Annotated in this window: 18 protein-coding genes; 7 read left to right on the top strand and 11 right to left on the bottom strand. The window is 54.4% G+C overall.

What is annotated here, in order from left to right:
- Nucleotides 1–13 precede the first annotated feature (13 nt).
- The 7 genes from THINI_RS14195 to THINI_RS14165 form a co-directional block, all read right to left on the bottom strand.
- Nucleotides 14–370, bottom strand: coding sequence for a hypothetical protein (locus THINI_RS14195; RefSeq protein ID WP_002709265.1), 357 nt, complete (start codon nucleotides 368–370; stop codon nucleotides 14–16).
- A gap of 19 nt (nucleotides 371–389) precedes the next feature.
- Complete coding sequence (locus THINI_RS14190; RefSeq protein WP_002709264.1) at nucleotides 390–899, bottom strand: FKBP-type peptidyl-prolyl cis-trans isomerase; 510 nt, start codon at nucleotides 897–899, stop codon at nucleotides 390–392.
- A gap of 65 nt (nucleotides 900–964) precedes the next feature.
- On the bottom strand, nucleotides 965–1618 hold the full coding sequence (gene adk, locus THINI_RS14185) for an adenylate kinase (RefSeq protein WP_002709263.1): 654 nt from the start codon (nucleotides 1616–1618) through the stop codon (nucleotides 965–967).
- A 118-nt stretch (nucleotides 1619–1736) separates the two neighbouring features.
- Nucleotides 1737–3767 carry an adenylyl-sulfate reductase subunit alpha gene (gene aprA, locus THINI_RS14180; RefSeq protein ID WP_002709262.1) on the bottom strand — a complete coding sequence of 677 codons (2031 nt, stop codon included), beginning with the start codon at nucleotides 3765–3767 and terminating at the stop codon, nucleotides 1737–1739.
- Between the two features lie 57 nt (nucleotides 3768–3824).
- On the bottom strand, nucleotides 3825–4295 hold the full coding sequence (gene aprB / locus THINI_RS14175) for an adenylyl-sulfate reductase subunit beta (protein WP_002709261.1): 471 nt from the start codon (nucleotides 4293–4295) through the stop codon (nucleotides 3825–3827).
- Between the two features lie 119 nt (nucleotides 4296–4414).
- Nucleotides 4415–5608 (bottom strand): sulfate adenylyltransferase, encoded by a 1194-nt coding sequence (gene sat, locus THINI_RS14170; protein WP_002709260.1) that lies wholly within the window; start codon nucleotides 5606–5608, stop codon nucleotides 4415–4417.
- Nucleotides 5609–5916: 308 nt separating this feature from the next.
- Nucleotides 5917–6876 (bottom strand): MBL fold metallo-hydrolase, encoded by a 960-nt coding sequence (locus tag THINI_RS14165; protein ID WP_002709259.1) that lies wholly within the window; start codon nucleotides 6874–6876, stop codon nucleotides 5917–5919.
- A 134-nt stretch (nucleotides 6877–7010) separates the two neighbouring features.
- Between THINI_RS14165 and THINI_RS14160 the strand changes: the two genes are divergently transcribed.
- Genes THINI_RS14160 through THINI_RS14150 form a run of 3 tightly spaced genes read left to right on the top strand, consistent with a single transcriptional unit; the run spans nucleotide 7011 to nucleotide 9180 of the window.
- The gene (locus tag THINI_RS14160; protein ID WP_002709258.1) at nucleotides 7011–7592 is read left to right on the top strand and encodes a thioredoxin family protein; all 582 of its coding nucleotides are present in this window, start codon (nucleotides 7011–7013) and stop codon (nucleotides 7590–7592) included.
- A gap of 5 nt (nucleotides 7593–7597) precedes the next feature.
- A complete protein-coding gene (gene trhP / locus THINI_RS14155) occupies nucleotides 7598–8956 on the top strand; it encodes a prephenate-dependent tRNA uridine(34) hydroxylase TrhP (protein WP_002709257.1) in 1359 nt (452 codons plus the stop codon).
- Nucleotides 8956–9180, top strand: coding sequence for a hypothetical protein (locus THINI_RS14150; RefSeq protein WP_002709256.1), 225 nt, complete (start codon nucleotides 8956–8958; stop codon nucleotides 9178–9180). The genes trhP and THINI_RS14150 overlap by 1 nt, the downstream gene beginning before the upstream one ends.
- A gap of 11 nt (nucleotides 9181–9191) precedes the next feature.
- Here THINI_RS14150 and THINI_RS14145 read toward each other — a convergent pair whose 3' ends face one another.
- Complete coding sequence (locus tag THINI_RS14145) at nucleotides 9192–9518, bottom strand: DUF3301 domain-containing protein (RefSeq protein ID WP_002709255.1); 327 nt, start codon at nucleotides 9516–9518, stop codon at nucleotides 9192–9194.
- Nucleotides 9519–9592: 74 nt separating this feature from the next.
- Here THINI_RS14145 and proC point away from each other — a divergent pair, with 74 nt between their 5' ends.
- The 3 genes from proC to THINI_RS14130 are packed head-to-tail and all read left to right on the top strand — an operon-like array spanning nucleotide 9593 to nucleotide 11317.
- Nucleotides 9593–10435: a pyrroline-5-carboxylate reductase gene (proC, locus tag THINI_RS14140; RefSeq protein WP_002709254.1), complete on the top strand. Its 843-nt coding sequence runs from the start codon at nucleotides 9593–9595 to the stop codon at nucleotides 10433–10435.
- 18 nt (nucleotides 10436–10453) lie between these two features.
- On the top strand, nucleotides 10454–11002 hold the full coding sequence (locus THINI_RS14135) for a YggT family protein (protein ID WP_002709253.1): 549 nt from the start codon (nucleotides 10454–10456) through the stop codon (nucleotides 11000–11002).
- 24 nt (nucleotides 11003–11026) lie between these two features.
- Nucleotides 11027–11317: a DUF167 domain-containing protein gene (locus THINI_RS14130; RefSeq protein ID WP_002709252.1), complete on the top strand. Its 291-nt coding sequence runs from the start codon at nucleotides 11027–11029 to the stop codon at nucleotides 11315–11317.
- A 59-nt stretch (nucleotides 11318–11376) separates the two neighbouring features.
- Here the strand turns inward: THINI_RS14130 and THINI_RS14125 are convergent, their stop codons facing one another.
- Together THINI_RS14125 and gshA are read right to left on the bottom strand one after the other, a co-directional pair.
- Nucleotides 11377–11760, bottom strand: a complete 384-nt coding sequence (locus tag THINI_RS14125; RefSeq protein ID WP_002709251.1) for an RNA recognition motif domain-containing protein — start codon at nucleotides 11758–11760, stop codon at nucleotides 11377–11379.
- A 240-nt stretch (nucleotides 11761–12000) separates the two neighbouring features.
- Nucleotides 12001–13599 carry a glutamate--cysteine ligase gene (gshA, locus tag THINI_RS14120; protein ID WP_002709250.1) on the bottom strand — a complete coding sequence of 533 codons (1599 nt, stop codon included), beginning with the start codon at nucleotides 13597–13599 and terminating at the stop codon, nucleotides 12001–12003.
- A 185-nt stretch (nucleotides 13600–13784) separates the two neighbouring features.
- On the opposite strand from gshA, the gene nhaD reads away from it, so the two are divergent.
- Nucleotides 13785–15197, top strand: a complete 1413-nt coding sequence (gene nhaD / locus THINI_RS14115; RefSeq protein WP_002709249.1) for a sodium:proton antiporter NhaD — start codon at nucleotides 13785–13787, stop codon at nucleotides 15195–15197.
- A 29-nt stretch (nucleotides 15198–15226) separates the two neighbouring features.
- On the opposite strand, the gene purU is transcribed toward nhaD, so the two are convergent.
- A complete protein-coding gene (purU, locus tag THINI_RS14110) occupies nucleotides 15227–16090 on the bottom strand; it encodes a formyltetrahydrofolate deformylase (RefSeq protein WP_002709248.1) in 864 nt (287 codons plus the stop codon).
- Between the last annotated feature and the right edge of the window lie 51 nt (nucleotides 16091–16141).

Here is a 16141-nt window from a genome sequence, read left to right as displayed (position 1 = left end):
CTAACTCGTGGATTCATGCGGTGGGAAAATTCTTTTTGCGTTCGCTTTCGTGGTCTGCCTGCAAGCGCAGCAGGTAGAGCACGCAGTCGGCCAACTCGGTATATTCCTCGATACCTGTGCTGAAACGGTCTTTCACCGAGTAGAAAAACTGTGAGCGGTACTGGTTTTCGCCGGTTTTGGCGATGACAAAATTGCAATCATCGTGTGACCAGTACATTGCCGGGCAATCGGTCAGTTCACGATCGACCGGGGACAGGCGGATTTCGACTTCGACCTCTTCAGCCGTCACTTTGCCTTTGCCCCAACGCTCGTCGATGGTTTGCTGAATGATGTGCTTTTCGAGGTCGGTCAGATCAGGGATATTGGCCATCGCTTGTTGCCTCTTGGTGTTAGTGCATGGTTGCGGTTGGATCAGTGCCCGGTGCGCCGGATGGAATGCCGTAACGCATTTCTTCCGGGGTGGCGTCACGCACAGCCAGCACCTTGACGTGGAATTTCATGGTTTGTCCCGCAAACGGGTGGTTGCCATCCAGGGTCACCAATTCAGGGGTAACGCTGGTGACGCGGAATGTTTTGGATTCGCCGCTGGCATTCTGGAATTGCACTTCCTCGCCGACCCGGCGAAATTGTGGCGGGACGTTTTCAGTCGCATCGCTAAAGATCAGGTTAGGGTCAGATTCGCCCCAGGCACCAACATCGGGTGGTACGTCCGCTGACACCTGATCGCCTTCCCCGCAACCGACCAACATTTGTTCCACGCTGTCATACAGGCGGTTGTGCATCATGAAGACCATGTTGAGGGGTAAATCAACCTGTTCAACGACTTTGCCGTTTTCATCGGTGATGAAGTAGTTGAACTGGACGACTTTGCCTGCGCTGATTTTGTTGGGTGCGGTCATTACGATACCTGTGTCTGTGTGGGAAAGTGGGGTTGCGGGATTGCACCCGAACCCCACAAAAAGTCTTAACCCAAAGCCGCAAAAATCTGGTCGCGGATTTCGTCAACCTTGCCAATGCCTTCGATACGGATGTAACGCGGAGCCTTGGCTTCACCGGAAGCTGCCCAGTCAGAGTAGTACTGGATCAGCGGAGCAGTCTGGGAATGATAGACTTCCAGACGCTTCAGCACGGTTTCTTCCGAGTCGTCAGCGCGCTGGATCAGGTCTTCACCGGTTTCGTCGTCTTTGCCTTCAACCTTTGGTGGGTTGAAGATGACGTGATAGGTGCGGCCAGAGGCAACGTGAACACGGCGGCCACTCATGCGGCGCACGATTTCAGCGTCATCAACGGCGATTTCAACCACGGCGTCGATGTCCACACCCTGGGTTTTCAGGGATTCGGCCTGCGCCAGTGTGCGCGGGAAGCCGTCGAACAGGAAGCCGTTGGCGCAATCTGCTTCAGCCGTGCGTTCTTTAACGAGGCCAAGGATGATGTCGTCTGAAACCAGACCGCCTGCATCCATGACTTTTTTGGCTTCGATGCCCAGCGGGGTGCCAGCCTTAACGGCTGCGCGGAGCATGTCACCGGTGGAAATTTGAGGGATATTGTATTTTTCTTTGATGTAACCAGCTTGTGTACCCTTGCCTGCGCCCGGGCCACCCAACAGGATGATTTTCATATGGGGTCTCCTCTCCATGATTTTTTGCTACTGCGGACAAAAATCAGGGCATCCGAGGATGCCCTGATCTTGGCCTAGACCGGATATTACGGCCTAGTGCTGTTGTAAGGCAACCCGATTAATGGGCGGCAGCTTTAAACAGCTTGGACTTGTCAACCAGATCCTTGTGGGCGCGCTTGAACACGGTCCAGGTTTTGGTGTCCTTGTCGTAGACGGAATTTACAAAGCAATGCCAGTTTTCTTCGTCAACGTAGTTGTGGTCCATACGATAGTAGAAGCCAGGGTAACGTGATTCTTCACGGAACTGGATGTGCTTCATGTGAGCTTCCGCCGTCAGGATACGGTGGTAGTTTTCCCATGCGCGCAGCAGTTCGTGCAGGTCTTTTGCACGCATCTTCATGGCGTCTTCTTTCAACATGCCCAGCTTTTCTTCAGCAACTGCCAGCATGTGACCGTTGGTGTTGTAGTAGGTGGCAACGCCCGCTACGTACTCGTCCATGATCTTCTGCAGGCGGAACTGCAACATGCGAGGCGTGATGTAGTGTGGGTTTACATCGATCGCAGTGGTGTAGTCCTTGTGCTCCAGGAAGGTGCGGACTGGACGGTAGATGTCTTCAACCAGTGACTCAACGGAAGTGTCCAGAGTTGGTGTCCAGTCTTTGTTGTCGATAACAAACTTGACCATTGCCTGGGCAGCCATACGGCCTTCAGTGTGGGAACCGGAAGAGAACTTGTGGCCAGATGCGCCAACGCCGTCACCCGCAGTGAACAGACCCTGAACAGTGGTCATACCACGGTAGCCCCAGTTCCAGCCTTGTGGCAGGTGAGCTGGGATCTTGTCCTTGTCTGGGTGCTCTTCGGTAGTTGGAGCGCCAACGTCTTCAGGGCCGGAAGCCCAGATACCGCAGCAGCCGGAGTGGGAACCCAGCAGGTAAGGTTCAGTAGGCATCAGCTCAGAGTTTTTCTTCTCTGGCTCAACGTTTTCACCAACCCAGATACCGCATTGGCCAACGCACATGTCCAGGAAGTCTTCCCATGCTTCTGCTTCCAGGTGCTTTACTTCACGAGGAGACAGGGTTTCACGCAGTTTGCCGAGGGCGGTAACGGTGTCCATGTAGATAGGACCACGGCCTTCCTTCATTTCCTTCAGCATCAGGTGGTTACGCAAGCAGGAAGCTGGAACCGCAGCCTGACCGTATGGAGGGTAGTCGTTCAACAGTTCTTTGTTCTTCTGCATGTAAACTTCGCCGTAAGCGTTGGTCGCCTGGGCTTTGAACAGCAGGAACCATGCGCCTACAGGGCCGTAGCCGTCTTTGAAACGCGCTGGAACGAAACGGTTTTCCATCATGGTCAGTTCTGCACCGGCTTCAGCAGCCATGGTGTAGGTAGAACCGGAGTTCCATACTGGATACCATGCACGGCCCTGGCCTTCACCAACGGAACGTGGACGGAAGATGTTTACGCAGCCACCAGCTACCAGCAGGCAAGCCTTGAATTTGTAAACGTATACTTTGTCTTCACGGGTAGAGAAGCCAACTGCACCCGCAACGCGGTTCTTGTCGTTAGCGTCGTTAACCAGCTTAACGATGAACACACGTTCCTGAATGTTGTCAGAACCCAGTGCTTTCTTGGCCGCTTCAGCAACGATCCACTTGTAGGATTCGCCGTTGATCATGATCTGCCATTTACCGGAACGGACTGGATCGCCGCCGTCTTTCAGCAGCTTGCCGCCTTCTTTCGGCCAAGTAGCACCGTCAAAACGTTCGCCGTTAACGGTTTTCCAGATTGGCAGACCCCATTCTTCAAACAGGTGAACGGAATCGTCAACGTTACGGCCCAGGTCATACGCCAAGTCGTCACGGGTGATGCCCATCAGGTCGTTGGAGACCATGCGAGCGTAGTCAGCCGGATCCTGGTGTGGGCCGATGTAAGTGTTGATCGCGGACAGACCCTGTGCAACGGCACCGGAACGGTCCATTGCTGCTTTGTCTACCAGCTTGACAGTGATGTCGATGCCAGCTTCTTCTTTCGCTGCCTGGATCCAAGGCATGATTTCGTATGCAGCACCGCAAGCTGCCATACCACCACCGATGAGGAGGATGTCTACTTCTTCCTGGACAACCTCTGGATTACCAAATGTACCTGCCATTTGTATTTCCTCAATATCTTAATTCGTTAAAAATGAAGCGTTTTCGCGATCAGGCAATTACTTGCAGATCAGTTCGTCCGGGTTGCCAGCGCGGTAGCCGCCCATCATGTCGCGGGTCAGCAGGGCTTTGCCGAGGTTGGCCAGTACTGCTTTTGGCTTGCCGCCGTAGCAGTCAATGGAACCTTCCGGAGTGGTACGGATTGGGAATTTGAAGCGCTTCATGGTGCCGTTACGGAACTTGATGGACCACATGATGGAATCCTGGCCGCGCAGAGGCTGTACGGAACCGCCGAGTGGAACTACGTCAGCGTAGTGACGTGCTTCGATAGCGTTCTGAGGGCAGATCTTGACGCAGGAATAGCATTCCCAGCACTGATCAGGCTCCTGGTTGTAAGCGCGCATGGCGTGGCCGGTAGCAGAACCGTCAACGTCCAGCTTCATCAGGTCATGTGGGCAGATGTACATGCAAGCGGTACGGTCACCACCTTTGCAGCCATCGCATTTGTCAGTACGTACATACGTAGGCATTTGTGTAACTCCTTCAAACGGGTTGTATTGCTATATTACGGTTACAGAACTCAACCAGCGGTTGCATATCCCCCTCCTCGGGATGTTATGCAACCGCCAGAGATACTTTATTGACAGACTTAACTGTTCTCGCTTTGATAATAATCGATCAGGATCTGAGCCACTTCAGGGCGGGAAAACTCTTTTGGTGGCGCAATGCCCTGACCCAGCATTTCACGGACTTTAGTGCCGGAAAGCAGTACAAAATCTTCTTTCTTGTGGTCTGGTGCTTCACACATCATCACAACCTTATCCAGCTTCTTGGAGTAAGCGGTGTGGTCTGCGCGAAAGATCTCGATGGCAAGGGCGTCTTTAGGCACTTCCTTATCAAAGATTTCCTGGGCATCAAAGGCACCGTAATGGTCGCCAACACCTGCATGGTCACGACCAATGATGAAATGCGTCGCGCCCATGTTTTGACGGAAGACGGCGTGCAACACAGCTTCTTTCGGGCCTGCATAGAGCATGTCAAAACCGTAGCCTGTCACCATCGCGCTGTTCGGCGGGAAGTACAGCTCAACCATCTTGCGGATGGCAGCGTCGCGTACCGGCGCAGGGATGTCGCCTTTCTTCAGCTTGCCCAGCAGCATGTGGATGACCAGGCCATCACAGCCGAGGCGATCCATGGCCATGTGGCATAGTTCCTCGTGCGCCAGATGCATCGGATTACGGGTCTGGAAGGCAACGACCTTCTTCCAGCCACGCTCAGTAATTTCATTGCGAATTTCAACAGCAGTACGGAAAGTATCCGGGAATTCGCTCTGGAAGTAGGAGAAGTTCAGTACCTTGATTGACCCTGACAGGCAAACCTTGCCTTGGGAATTGAACGTATCTGCGCCAATATGGCTTTCACCTTCAGCGGGACGATAAATCTGCTGGGTCATGGTGGCCATTTCGGCGTCGGTAAATTCTTCGACGCCTGTGACATCCATGATGGCCAGTACCGGGTTGCCTTCCACGTTGGGGTCTTTCAGTGCAATGCGGTCGCCTGCCTTGATGCTGCCGGCATCATTCACCAGGTTCAGCACTGGCGTTGGCCAGAACAGGCCGGAAGTAGTGTGCATATTATCCGCAACTGACAGCGCATCTGCTTTATTCATGTAGCCAGTCAGTGGGTTGAAGTAGCCGCCGCCGAGCATCACGGCATTCGCTGCTGTCGCAGAGCTGACTACGATGGAAACAAGATCTTCTGCTTCTTTTTGCAGCGCTTCGTTTTCGGCGCTGTCATAGACGAATAATGGATTCAGTTCATCGGAACCGTGAGGTTTGATCATGCTAATCTCCCGCATGTGGTGTGCGTGTTCCCGGCCAGTAAGTGTCATCGAAAGCAGCCAAATTCAACCTAATTTACTGATAGAAAATTTTCATTAGCCACTGACTTGAAATTTTGAACACGCACACTTTATACACTTTTAGTGCATAAACCAACGAGTTTCTTTCTTCTGTATCATAAGTAAAATTTATTATATCTGGATATAACTGTTTATATTTCAAGTAAATAAGAATATTGTTATATTATTAACTTGTGATTTGTTATTTGTTGACTTTATTGCTAGGATATTCGCAATTTACTGAATCTAGATCAGGTTTTGGTTTTTGCCCGACGTTGTAACCACACTTCCAGACCTTGGGCGTTCAGGTCATTATCGACTGCCAGTAATTCCTGTATATCCCCTTCTGGCAGGGTGCAACCATGGGCGGCTATCTCTTCAAGCCAGGTGTCGATAATTTGCGCTCTCAGGGTGTCGATGCGTCCTTCTGGTGCATTTTCCTGGGCAAGGGCAAGTTCGGTAAGAGAGGTGATACTTTTGCGCAACTGTGGAAGCATTTCTGCAACATTGGTGATGCGCCCGTAATGGGTCAGTAGCATGGCGGATGCTTGCAGAACCTCCAGTTTGTCGAGGCTGGCTTGCCATTGATCCGGAGAGAATGCGACCGGGGTGGTGGGGGCAAACATCCACGGGCCTTTGTCGGTGTCGAATTCACGGTAGGAAATGCCAAAGGTGTCGCCGGTAAAACAGTGTCTGCTCTTGTGATCAAAGATACAACCATGGTGGTTGGCGTGCCCTGGCGTGTCAATGAACGTAAGGGTGCGGCCATTCAGGTCAATGGCGTAACCATCCTCCGCAGCAATGACCCGCTGTTTAGGAATCGCAACCAGTTTGCCGTAATCCCTGGCGAAACCTTCTTCGCCATACACCACGGTTGCGCCTGCTTGCAGCCTGGATGGGTCGATCATATGGGGTGCGCCTTTTGGATGCACAATCAGGGTGGCATTCTGGCAACGTGCCATCAGTTCGCCCGCACCGCCGCCGTGGTCAAGATGCACATGGGTGGGAATGACGTAACGCACATGCTCAGCGCCCAGCCCCTGATCTGCCAGCACTTCCATCAACAAGGGGATCGTGTGGTAAGTGCCGGTATCCACAAATGCCACCGCATCACCTTCCCGTACCATGTAGCAAGCAGCCAGTTGCGGGCGGTACAGATCGGTGTCGATGCAGAAAATGCCATTGCCCAAATCTTCGTAACGCGCCTTCATGTTGCTTCCTCCGGGGTTCCTGAATGTTGCGATGCAGCAGTATACCCCTAAATGAGAATAATTGTCGTGCCTCGATGTGATTGGCGTATAATCGTGATTCCACAGCACCACACTCAGTTATTCAGGAGACGCCTATGGCCCGCACACCCTCTACCATGCCGAAACTGAGCACAACTGCGCCCGATTTCGCCCTGCCGGAGCCGATTACCGGGCATGTCATAACCCGCAAGGATTTCATGGGCAAGCCCTTGTTGGTCGCCTTCCTCTGCAACCACTGCCCATATGTGATCCATATCCGCGACGCTTTTGCCAGCCTGGCCAAGGAATACCAGCAGCGCGGCGTTGCCGTGGTCGCAATCAACGCCAACGATGCGGCCAGTTATCCGGATGACAGCCCTGAAAAAATGGCGGAAGCCGTGCAAGCGCATGGCTATACCTTTCCGTATCTCTATGATGAATCGCAGGCGGTAGCCAAAGCCTACCAGGCAGCATGCACGCCGGATTTGTTCCTGTTTGACGAACAGCACACACTGTTTTACCGTGGCCAGTTTGACGACGCCCGCCCCGGCAATGCCGCTCCTGTTACCGGCAACGACCTGCGCCATGCGCTCGACCGTTTGCTGGATAACATGGCCCCACCTGATGGCCAGAAAGCCTCGCTGGGTTGCAATATCAAGTGGAAAACCGGCAACGAGCCTGATTATTACGGTAGCTAAACACGATGAAACGCCCTGAACTGCTCGCCCCGGCGGGAACCCTCAAAGCCATGCGCCACGCTTTCGCCTACGGGGCGGATGCGGTTTACGCTGGCCAGCCGCGCTATTCCCTGCGGGTGCGCAACAACGAGTTCAAGAATGACAACCTGGCGCTGGGTATTGCCGAAGCGCATTCATTGGGCAAGCAGTTTTTCGTCGCGGTAAACATTTCCCCCCACAACAGCAAGATCAAAACCTTCTTGGCAGACCTTGAGCCGGTGATCGACATGAACCCGGATGCACTGATCATGGCCGACCCCGGCCTGATCATGCTGGTACGCGAACGCTGGCCGGAGATGCCAGTACACCTTTCAGTGCAAGCGAATACGGTCAACTACGCCACCGTGAAATTCTGGCAAAGCCTTGGCCTGACCCGCGTGATCCTTTCCCGCGAACTGTCGCTGGATGAAATTGCCGAAATCCGTCAGCAATGCCCGGACATGGAGCTGGAAGTGTTCGTGCATGGCGCCTTGTGTATTGCCTATTCCGGGCGTTGCCTGCTGTCCGGTTATTTCAACCACCGTGACCCGAATCAGGGTACTTGCACCAATGCTTGCCGCTGGGAATACAAAACCACCGAGGCCACCGAGAGCGCAGAGGGGAAGTTTGTGCCGAAGGAGGCAGTCTTATCTATGGATGCTTTCAATCAAGCGCAAAGCATGGGCAGTTGCGGCAATCAGGAACGCCACCCACTGGCCGACAAGGTATACTTCCTGGAGGAAACCAACCGCCCTGGCGAACTGATGCCCGTGCTTGAGGATGAACACGGCACTTACATTATGAACTCCAAAGACTTGCGTGCCATCGAGCATGTGCAGCGCCTGACCGAAATCGGGGTGGATTGCCTCAAGATCGAAGGCCGCACCAAGTCGCACTATTACGTCGCCCGCACCGCGCAGGCTTACAAACAGGCGATTGACGATGCGCTGGCTGGCCGTACTTTCAACCCGCAATTGCTGGGCGTGCTGGAAAACCTTGCCAATCGGGGTTACACCGACGGTTTTTACGAACGCCATCATACCCACGAATACCAGAACTACATCCAGGGCGCATCCATGGGTCATCAGCAGCAGTTTGTGGCCGAGGCGATGCGGGTCGACCGGGACAATGGCTGGGTTGAGCTGGATGTGAAAAACCGTTTCAGCATCGGCGACCGGCTCGAATTCGTCCTGCCAGACGGCAATAACCGCGAACTGGTACTAGACTCCATGCAAACCCTGCAAGGCGAACACATTGAAGTTGCACCCGGCAGTGGCCACAAGGTGCGCATTCCGCTGCCGCAAGGGGTGGATAGCGAGATGATCCTAATCAGCCGGTTTCTGTAATGCTGCAAGTGCTGGTCATTCTGGCCACGATCCTGACCTGGATTGTGACGCAGAACATGATGTACGCCGCCATTGTTTTGGTGGTAGGTTGGATTGGCGCATCCGTCCTGGGGCGCATCATGACCTGGGCGTTTTACCTGCTAATTGCGGCAGGTATTATCCTTTACGGCTACGCCTATCTGACTGGGCAATCTTTCATGAAACTGCTGTGGCAACTCTTGTGACAGAAGTGTAGTTATTCGTACTGCTCGATAATTGCACCATCATCCGTATCCAGTTGCACCTGTTCCAGCACCCGCCCGCGCAGGATAGCCCGCCCGCGCCGCCGCTCAACGCCCTGTAGGCTATACTCGAAACCGTAAGTACGCCGCCACACCAGATGCCCGTTGGCATTGCGGGCCGGTTTCAGGCTTTCCAGCGCCACGGTCTGATCCAGGAACTGCACATTGATTTCCTTGCACGCGCGGATGGCGGCTGCAACTGCCCGTTCGCGCGCATTCATGGAGTCCAGCCAGAACCATACCCCCAACCCGATTAACCCCAGTAACAGCAGATTTTCCATTCTTGGCCTTGAAAATAGTAGAATGCGCCTATTATTACGGAAACCCGCTGACTGACACAAAACAAAGAGCGCATATGGAAACACCTAAAATTGCACAAAAGCCAACCACGATCACCTTCATCGGGGCTGGCAACATGGCGCGCAGCCTGATCGTTGGGCTGATGCAAGATCAGGCCAATGTGGCCTTGCGCGTGGCCGACCCTGACCCGCTGCAACTGGATGCCATCCGCAAGCACTGGCCGGGTGTGCTGACCACCACCGACAACCACGAAGCCATGCAAGGCGCGGATGTCGTGGTACTGGCCGTCAAACCACAGATCATGCGCGAAGTGGCCGAACAACTGGTTGAAACCGCCCAGCGCAGCCGCCCGCTGTTCGTTTCCATTGCCGCCGGCATCCGCGAACAAGCCCTCAATAACTGGCTGGGTGGCAACCTGCCTATCGTGCGTTGTATGCCGAACACCCCGGCGCTAGTGCAAACCGGCGCAACCGGCCTGTACGCTAATGCGCAGGTTTCCACCGTGCAGCGCAGCCTGGCGGAAAGCATCCTGCGCGCTGTCGGCATAACCCTGTGGTTTGAGGACGAAGGCAAGCTGGATGCCGTAACTGCCGTCTCCGGCAGTGGCCCTGCCTATTTCTTCCTGATGATGGAAGCGATGCAGGCAGCGGCGGAACAGCTCGGCTTGCGTGCCGAAGATGCCCACTTGCTGATCATGCAGACAGCACTGGGGGCAGCCAGGTTGGCGCTGGAAAGCGACGACCTGCCCGCCGAATTGCGCCGCAAGGTCACATCCAAAGGCGGCACCACCGAAGCAGCGCTCAACGTGCTGACCGAAGGCGGTTTACACGGGCTGTTCGCCAAAGCATTACAAGCTGCCGACAGCCGTTCACGCGAACTGGCCGCCGCCAATAGTTAATCAAACAGGGGATATTTCATGCAGGCATTACAGAATGTGGGTGTCTTTTTGGTCGAAACTTTGTTTTCACTTTATATTGGCGCGGTGCTGATCCGGTTTTTGCTGGCGTGGTCACGAGCCAATTTCTACAACCCGCTGTCGCAGTTTCTGGTCAAGATCACCAACCCGGTACTGGTTCCCTTGCGGCGGATGATCCCGGCCATGGGCAAGCTGGATACAGCCGCCATTGTGTTGGCGCTGGGGCTGATGATCATCAAGGCATTCCTGCTGGTCGGTATGCAGGGCAGTAGTGTTGGTGTACCGGTGGTGCTGGCGTATTCCATTGTCGAGCTGTTGCGCATGGTCATCCACATCTACATTTTCGCCCTGATCATCCAGGCCGTGCTGAGCTGGGTGGGCAACAGTTATGGTAATCCGCTGGCGGATATATTGAACAGCCTGACTGACCCGATCCTGCGCCCAATCCGTAATATCGTGCCCACCATTGGCATGGTGGATTTGTCACCAATGGTGGCTATCCTGCTGCTGTACGTGGTGCTGATTGTCTTGCAGTCGTTTGGTTTATAAATGCTATCAGCGGGGAAACTTGCAGTGGCTGACTTTTACCGTTGGGAAGACGACACGCTGCACCTGTTCATCAAGGTGCAGCCCAAAGCCAGCAAGGATGAATTTGCCGACATTCAGGAAGACCGTATTCGCATACGCATCACCGCACCGCCCGTAGATGGCAAGGCAAACCAGCACCTTGTGAAATTTCTGGCGAAAGCCTTCGGCGTTGCCAAATCCAAGGTGCAAATTATCAGCGGTGAAACCGGCAGAAACAAACACGTGTGTGTGGAAGACCCGCTCAGTTTACCGGCGGACATCACGAAAGAGGGCTGACGGTTGCCCGGTCAGCCCTCTGGGTGTCTTAGAATGCGCGTGAGCGGAAACCGCTAGCGTTACCAGCCACCACGGCCACCGCCGTCACGGCCACCGCCAAAACCACCACGGCCACCGCCGTCACGGCCACCACCGAAACCGCCGCGGCCACCGCCATCACGTGGCTTGAAACCACCACGGTCACCGCCGCGTGGGCGATCTTCGCGAGGCTTGGCTTCGTTAACTTTGATGTTGCGGCCTTGAACAGCTTGTTCGTTCAGGCCATTGATTGCTGCTGTAGCTTCACCGGCATTGGGCATGTCAACAAAACCGAAGCCCTTGGATTGCCCCGTCATTTTGTCTTTGATCATGCTGACACTGGATACTTCGCCATAAGCGCCGAACAGGTCACGCAGTTCATTTTCGGTAATTTTATAGGGCAGGTTGCCAACGTAAATATTCACTGTTTCTCATCTCATAAAATCATGTGCTGTTTGGAAATTTACGTTAGGAGGTAACCAGTCACACGAATTACCTGATAACGATCGGCCACGGCGGCCAATAAGTTATGCACTTTGAAACCTGCAAGTCGAAACGTGGTAAAGCAGTAAGCAGGACGCACGAAACTCTCAAGTATCAGGCAAGTATCTAGCAGTGTACCCGAGTTTTTTCACGCTGGTAACAAAAATCGGATGATTGTCATGTTAATTTTTTGTGTCATTCAATGTTCCTGTCAGATAGGCTTGCAGAAAATGGTCAAAATCCATGCTTGACCCACTTTCGAGGGCTGCTTGTTTGGCAAGGGATTCTTCAGCAAGCCGCTGGAATTCAAGATGCAACGCTGGTGGCAACGGGCGTTGCAGGAAGTAATCACGGTGTTCCTGTGACTTGCGGTGGGCAAACTCGAAAAAGCTTTCCTGATTGGTCTGCATTTCTTCCAGCATCCGGGCTGAGGGGGTGATGCCTGCATTCCAGGCAAGCTGGATTTGGCTGTCAAGGCAGTCAGTATAACAATCCTCCGCGTGGACGGCGTTGAGCAGTTCCGCCACCGGGCGCATGGCTTCCAGAAGTTCACGCGCCTTGTCACGCAACGATACGCTTTCGCCCAGGCAATGCAGGCGCACTTCCGGGTCGCGCCCGCGATGCGCGGTCAGCATCTGGTTGTGGTTGATGGACTGAAATTCATCTGCAGTGACCAGCGGGCTTTCCTGCAACAGGCAGAAGTGCATGAAGACTTCGAGGAAAAACAGCTGCCTGCGGGTCATGCCAGCCGGATGGAAGGCGTTCACGTCGATGGAGCGCAGTTCCACGTAGGCAATGCCGCGCTGTTCCAGTGCGTCGGTGGGTTTCTCGAAACCCCGCAGCGGCTGTTTGGGGCGCACCGTGCTGTAATATTCGTTTTCGATTTGCAGGGTGTTGGCGTTCAACTGGCGGTATTCACCGTCCACCTTGACGCCGATCTTGCTGTATTCCGGGCAAGGGGTATTGATGGCCTGGCGCAGGCTTTGCGCATAGGTTTCCAGCGTGTTGTAGCAGACCTTGACGCCGCTCTTGTTCTCTTTGCTGTTGGTGTAACCAATGTTGCCCATACGCAGCGAAGTGCCGAAGGGTTCGTACAGGGTGCACTGGTTGAACGTTTCCATACCTTCCGGGGCTGGCCTGCCGCCGAGGAAGCTTTTGCAGATGGCGGGGGAAGTGCCGAACAGGTAGATGATCAGCCAGCCGTAGCGTTGCAGGTTGCGAACCATCCCCATGTATTGGGTGTCGCGGAACTGGCGCAAACTGCCTGTATCGCCCTGCACGGATTGCCACGGCTCCCAGAAGGCTTCGTCGATGGAGTAGTTGAAGTGGATACCGGCGATGACCTGCATGGCCTTGCCGTAGCGCCACGCCAGCCCCTGCCGGTAAACGTGTTTCATGCGCCCGGCGTTGGATGTGCCGTATTCAGCGATACGGATGTCATCCTCACCCGCCAGTACACAGGGCATACTAGTCGTCCACAGCAATTCATCACCCAGTTGCTGGTAGACGAAAGTTTCGATGTCGAGCAGGAAATCCAGCGCCTGCGGGGCACGCTGTTGCGGCGGCGTGATCAGTTCCAGCAGGGATTCGGCGTAGTCGGTGGTAATCCACGGGTGGGTCAGGGCCGAACCCAATACCAAGGGGTGGTTGCGCTGGGAAAGATGGCTGTCAGCGCCAACCCGCAGGCTTTCCTTTTCCAGCCCGGTGCGGGCATTTTGTAGGTAGGGGTGGAGGTGGTTGGCGTCGATAGTGCGCAGGCGTTGTTCCAGCAGGCGGTACACAAATGGCTCCCGGCTTGTTATTAAAGGGTGATTACAGCACATGCTGCCAGCATTGCAAATTTCCCCGCATCCTGGTGGCAACTGCCTGCCGTGAAAATCCTCCAATTCCTGGCCGTCGTGGTGCAACAGGCAACAAGACACGTTAAGATAACGCCTTCTTATCCATTGAGCAGTGTCCGTTTGTCATGAAAAAAGCCAGCCTTCCCCTGCCAATCAGCCTTTTGGCCGGATTATTGATCCTGTTGTTCCCATTCCTCGCATTCGCCAGCGAGGCAACCGGTGAAACACCACATTTGACCGGAACCGGGCTGGGCATTACCGCACTGATCATTTTCGTGTTTGCTTATGCGCTGGTAATTGGGGAAGAACGCATACACATGCGCAAGTCCAAGCCAGTCATGGTGGCAGCGGGCATTATCTGGGTGTTGGTATCCATAGCCTATGCCGCGATTGGGCAGATTGACAAGGTAGAGGAAATCCTCGACCACAACCTGCTGGAATACGGCAAGCTGATGCTATTCCTGTTGGCGGCGATGACGTACATCAACACGCTAGATGAGCGCAACATGTTTGCAGCCTTGCGTGCCTGGCTGGTGTCACGGGGCTTTTCCCTGTACTGGATTTTCTGGATTACCGGGGTACTGGCATTCTTCATTTCGCCGGTAGCCGATAACCTAACAACCGCGCTGCTGATGGCGGCAGTGTTGGTAGCGGTGGCTTCCGACCGGCCACAGTTTGTGGCAATGGGGTGCATCAATATCGTGGTGGCGGCCAATGCCGGTGGGGCATGGAGCCCGTTTGGCGACATCACCACCCTGATGGTCTGGCAAGCCGGGCTGGTGAAATTCCACGAGTTTTTCGACCTGTTCCTGCCTTCTGTGCTCAACTGGTTTGTGCCAGCGCTGATCATGTCCTTTTTCATCGAAAAAGGGAAACCGGCAGCGATGAATGAGGCTGTCGTGATCAAACAGGGTGGTTTTATAATCCTTGGTTTGTTTATTGGCACCATTGCGACAGCTGTTATGTTCCATAACTTTCTGCATTTACCGCCGGTGCTGGGGATGATGACTGGCCTGGGCGTACTGAAATTGTATGGCTGGTATCTGAAGATGTCCGATAACGACCCTTCCAACGATCTGGAAGACGAGGCGGTTGGGCGCTTCAACATTTTCACACAATTACAGCGCGCGGAATGGGATACGCTAATGTTTTTCTACGGCGTGATCTTGTGCGTTGGTGGCTTGGGCGCATTCGGCTATCTGGCATTGGCGGCACAGGTCATGTATGTCGACCTGGGGGCAACCTGGGCGAACGTGCTGGTGGGTTTGCTTTCCGCCATTGTGGACAACATACCCGTCATGTTCGCCGTCATCACCATGAGCCCGGAAATGCCACATGGCCAGTGGCTGCTAGTCACATTGACTGCTGGCGTCGGTGGTTCCCTGTTGTCGATTGGTTCGGCGGCAGGGGTTGCCCTGATGGGGCAGGCACGCGGCATTTACACGTTTTTTTCCCACCTGAAATGGACATGGGCAATCGCATTGGGGTACGTGGTCAGTATCTGGGTGCACTTACTGATCAATACATCGCTGCTGTAGGCATAGAAAAAGGGGCAAAAGCCACTTTTTTATTTGAAAACCACGGTCTTGTTGCCATCGACGAATACCCGCCGTTCGATGTGCAACCTGACTGCCTTGGCCAATGCGCTGTTTTCCAGGTCGCGCCCCAGCGCCGCCAGATTGTCAGGTAGGAAAGTGTGGTCAACCCGCTCCACTGACTGCTCAATAATCGGGCCTTCATCCAGGTCGGATGTCACATAATGCGCGGTAGCACCAATCAGTTTCACCCCACGGTCATACGCCTGATGGTAGGGGCGCGCCCCCTTGAAGCCGGGCAGGAAAGAGTGGTGGATGTTGATGCACATCCCCGCCAGTTTCTTGCAGGCATCGTTGGACAGGATTTGCATGTAACGCGCCAACACCACCAGTTCCGCCCCCGTTTCCGCCACGATACCGAGCATCCGCGCTTCCTGTTCCGCCTTGTTGGTCTTGTCGACCGGCAGGCAGACGAAGCGGATGCCTTCGCGCTCGACGATGGAACGCAAATCCATATGATTGGAAATGACGCATACCACCTGCATGTTCAGGTCGCCCTTGTTCTTGCGGTACAGCAGGTCGACCAGACAGTGGTCGGCCTTGGATACCATCAAAATCACGCGGGTCGGGCGGCTGGAACTGCTGATCCGCCAATCCATATTGAATGTGCCCGCAATCGGGGCGAACTGCTGGCGGATACCATCAATGGCAGGCGACAGACTGGCATCCGGGCGGAAGGTGATACGGCAGAAAAATTTCTGCGTCATTTCATCGTCATACTGCGCCATCTCGGTGATGTAGCAATGGGTATCGGCCAGAAAGCCCGTGATAGCGGCGACAATGCCGGTAGTGGCCGGGCAGGTGACGGTGAGGATGTAGTTTTCTTGTTCTTGCATGGGAGCGAATCTTCAAATGCTATGGATTAAATGTGCGTCATTCTAGTGTGA

The organism is Thiothrix nivea DSM 5205 (genome assembly GCF_000260135.1).
In the GTDB taxonomy this organism is placed as follows: Bacteria; Pseudomonadota; Gammaproteobacteria; order Thiotrichales; family Thiotrichaceae; genus Thiothrix; species Thiothrix nivea.
Note: the sequence above shows the minus strand (reverse complement) of the source record. Positions and strands in the feature narration are given on the sequence as shown.

Coding starts and splice junctions, on each gene's coding strand:
- THINI_RS14195 (WP_002709265.1), bottom strand. CDS start 370: ATGGCCAATATCCCTGATCTGACCGACCTCGAAAAGCACATCATTCAG.
- THINI_RS14190 (WP_002709264.1), bottom strand. CDS start 899: ATGACCGCACCCAACAAAATCAGCGCAGGCAAAGTCGTCCAGTTCAAC.
- adk (WP_002709263.1), bottom strand. CDS start 1,618: ATGAAAATCATCCTGTTGGGTGGCCCGGGCGCAGGCAAGGGTACACAA.
- aprA (WP_002709262.1), bottom strand. CDS start 3,767: ATGGCAGGTACATTTGGTAATCCAGAGGTTGTCCAGGAAGAAGTAGAC.
- aprB (WP_002709261.1), bottom strand. CDS start 4,295: ATGCCTACGTATGTACGTACTGACAAATGCGATGGCTGCAAAGGTGGT.
- sat (WP_002709260.1), bottom strand. CDS start 5,608: ATGATCAAACCTCACGGTTCCGATGAACTGAATCCATTATTCGTCTAT.
- THINI_RS14165 (WP_002709259.1), bottom strand. CDS start 6,876: ATGAAGGCGCGTTACGAAGATTTGGGCAATGGCATTTTCTGCATCGAC.
- THINI_RS14160 (WP_002709258.1), top strand. CDS start 7,011: ATGGCCCGCACACCCTCTACCATGCCGAAACTGAGCACAACTGCGCCC.
- trhP (WP_002709257.1), top strand. CDS start 7,598: ATGAAACGCCCTGAACTGCTCGCCCCGGCGGGAACCCTCAAAGCCATG.
- THINI_RS14150 (WP_002709256.1), top strand. CDS start 8,956: ATGCTGCAAGTGCTGGTCATTCTGGCCACGATCCTGACCTGGATTGTG.
- THINI_RS14145 (WP_002709255.1), bottom strand. CDS start 9,518: ATGGAAAATCTGCTGTTACTGGGGTTAATCGGGTTGGGGGTATGGTTC.
- proC (WP_002709254.1), top strand. CDS start 9,593: ATGGAAACACCTAAAATTGCACAAAAGCCAACCACGATCACCTTCATC.
- THINI_RS14135 (WP_002709253.1), top strand. CDS start 10,454: ATGCAGGCATTACAGAATGTGGGTGTCTTTTTGGTCGAAACTTTGTTT.
- nhaD (WP_002709249.1), top strand. CDS start 13,785: ATGAAAAAAGCCAGCCTTCCCCTGCCAATCAGCCTTTTGGCCGGATTA.
- purU (WP_002709248.1), bottom strand. CDS start 16,090: ATGCAAGAACAAGAAAACTACATCCTCACCGTCACCTGCCCGGCCACT.